Annotated in this window: 3 protein-coding genes and 1 pseudogene; 1 reads left to right on the top strand and 3 read right to left on the bottom strand. The window is 66.3% G+C overall.

Annotated features, from left to right (window positions below):
* Positions 1–147: 147 nt before the first annotated feature.
* Genes BN4346_RS42570 through BN4346_RS48250 form a run of 3 tightly spaced genes read right to left on the bottom strand, consistent with a single transcriptional unit; the run spans position 148 to position 2,235 of the window.
* A complete protein-coding gene (locus BN4346_RS42570; protein WP_067976019.1) occupies positions 148–867 on the bottom strand; it encodes a creatininase family protein in 720 nt (239 codons plus the stop codon).
* Positions 864–2,078, bottom strand: a complete 1,215-nt coding sequence (locus tag BN4346_RS42565) for a hypothetical protein (RefSeq protein ID WP_235653775.1) — start codon at positions 2,076–2,078, stop codon at positions 864–866. Before BN4346_RS42565 ends, BN4346_RS42570 begins: the two co-directional genes overlap by 4 nt.
* A 10-nt stretch (positions 2,079–2,088) precedes the next feature.
* Positions 2,089–2,235, bottom strand: coding sequence for a hypothetical protein (locus BN4346_RS48250; protein WP_157901277.1), 147 nt, complete (start codon positions 2,233–2,235; stop codon positions 2,089–2,091).
* Between BN4346_RS48250 and BN4346_RS48245 the strand changes: the two are divergent.
* Positions 2,234–2,442: pseudogene (locus tag BN4346_RS48245) on the top strand (hypothetical protein); the annotation flags it as partial. The gene BN4346_RS48250 and the pseudogene BN4346_RS48245 sit on opposite strands and share 2 nt — an antisense overlap.

The raw sequence follows: 2,442 nt of genomic DNA, 5'->3' as shown, positions 1-2,442 counted from the left end.
GGTGTATTCACTGGCTGGTGGCACTGGTGCTCGGCGGCGGACGCAGGGCGCAGTGGAGCGACCGGCGCGGACGGGAGCGCCAGCGGACGGAAGCGAAGGGAGCGCAGCGCAGCCCGGAGGTAGCCGCCGAGTTGTCTGTTCTGCTGCTCAACGTGTGGTGAGCAGCCCGATCAGGGTGTCGGCGTTGCGGCCGAGATGGGCGAGGACACTGCTGCCTTTGGCGACGCTGGCCTGGGATGGGGAGCCGATGACGCCGGTGGGCGTGTAGGCGTGGATGCCGAGGCTGGTCAGGTAGCGGCGGTCGGTGGCGGTGTGGTCGCTGGTCTGCCATCCCTCGCGCAGGTAGTCGGCGTGGGCGGCGAGCAGGATGGAGGTTTCCAGTTCGCCGGCGTGCATGTCGTCGTGGTTGCTGCTGTGGATTCCGGCGGCGGCGCGGGCTTCGGCCCAGTCTTCGCGGCTGGGGTAGAGCCCAACCTTGACGGGGTTCTTGGGGTGGTTGGCTTGTTGGACGACGTTGGTCAGCACGGCGTTGCCGCCGTGGCCGTTGACGACGATCAGCCCGGCGATGTTCTGGCGTGCCAGCGATTCGATGATGTCAGCGACGATCGCGGCCAGGGTGGTGGCGCTGATGCTGATGGTGCCGGGGTAGGCCGCGTGTTCATGCGAGCAGCCGAATGTGACTGGTGGTAGCTGAAATACGCTGTGGTGCTGATTGATTGATGATGCGATGGCACTGGCGATGAGGGTGTCGGTGCCCAGCGGCAGGTAGGGGCCGTGCTGTTCGAATGAGCCGACCGGCAGCACCGCGACGGGGCGGGCGGTTGCGGGGTCTGTGCTGGTGCTGTCGGGAATGACTCGACGGCTCACGGGAGGACTCCTTGGGTGGCGTTTTTGATGCGGCCGGCGAGCTGTTGCAGGATCGAGTCTTTGTTTCGTCGCCGGCGCTCCCGCACGATGGTGCCTGCCTGGGCCAGATGACGTCTGGCTCGCTGGGAAGGCGCGGCCAGGTAGCCCGGGATCGCCGTGCCGGTCAGTGCGAGTGCTTTTTGGTATTCGCCGGTGGCGATCCAGGCGTGCAGGAGTCGCATGTCGGCCACGGTCTGGTCGCGATGCTGTTGTGATGTCCAGGCGTGATGGTGCGTGGCGAGCAGCGCTACTGCTTTGTCGGGGTCACCGATGCGTAGGTAGCCGGAGGCGATTTCGCTGGCGACGTAGGCGCCGTGGGCGTAGATCGCATGATCGTGCGGGTGGGGTTGCAGGTCACCGAGTTCGAGGGCTGCGGCGGCGTGGCGGTGAAAGGCCCGCTCATTCTTGTTGGCCAGCTCAGCGAGGGCCTGTTGGCGGGCGATGCTGGCGGCCAGACGGCCCACGTCGTGGCCGTCGATGAGTTCGGCGGCATCAGCGGCCAACGCGGCGGCCAGGTCGGGGTTGGTGCGGGTGAGAATGTTGGATTGGCGCATCAAGATCATGGCGTTGAATGCCGGGCCGGCCGTACGCAGGTGCAAGGCGGCGGTGTGGGTGAGTCGTTCCGCGGCGGCGTGATCTCCGACATCTTGGGCGATCCACCCGGCGACCTCGGCGGTAGTCCCGGCAGCATGCCGCATTTCCGCTTTGACCTGTGATGGCGCGTGGACGATCAGGGATTCGATGGTGAGCAGATCGGATTCCACCAGCGGGCGGGCGTGCTGGGGGCCGAAGGTGTGCTCAGCTCGGATGTGGGCATGTTGCTGGGCGGCGATGACGGCCACTACGTCACGGTCGACGGGCACTTGCAGCAGCAGCGGGTGCGGCAGGTCGGTGGTGATCGGCACGCTGAACATCTCGTCGGGTTCGACGCCGAACACCGCGGCGAGGTCTTCGCGCCACATCGGGCCGAGCATTCCGGTCCGCTCGATCTGGGCGATTTTCTGTCGCAGGGACTCCTGGGTGGGCAGGTCGGCATCCCCGCGTAGCGTGCGGACGTTTTCGACCTCGATCGCCAACTCGCGCAGGCTGTAGCCGTAGCGCTTGCGGGCCGCGCTGAGCCGCTGCGCGTTGAGTGCGCGGATCGGGTCGGCTGCGGCCATGACTTCGATCATGCCGCATATATCAGCGCAGGTCAGCAACCTGTGCGCGTTTGCGGTCATCACTGCTATCACTGCCTATCACTTCCTGGCGCATCGCGGGATGGCGCTTCCTTGTCTGGCGGGTGAACACACCCGCGGGAAAACAAACGAGGAAGGACAGCACCGGCATGAAACTGAGAATCGACACGAGCGGCGTGACGTTCTTGTGCACGCGGGTTCCTGAGCAGCGCACCAATTTCGACACCGGGGCACCACGCGTCGACAAGGCCACCGGGCAAGCGCTGTGGCAGGTGCAGTTGATCGCCCTGGACGCCACCGGCGGCGAAGTGCTGGCGGTCACCGTGGTCGGTGAACCCCAAGTCACTGTCGGCCCGCC

The sequence above is a fragment of the Mycolicibacter icosiumassiliensis genome (genome assembly GCF_900078685.2).
GTDB lineage: Bacteria > Actinomycetota > Actinomycetes > Mycobacteriales > Mycobacteriaceae > Mycobacterium > Mycobacterium icosiumassiliensis.
The sequence above is the reverse complement of the archived record's forward strand: the minus strand, read 5'-3'. Positions and strand labels throughout refer to the sequence as shown.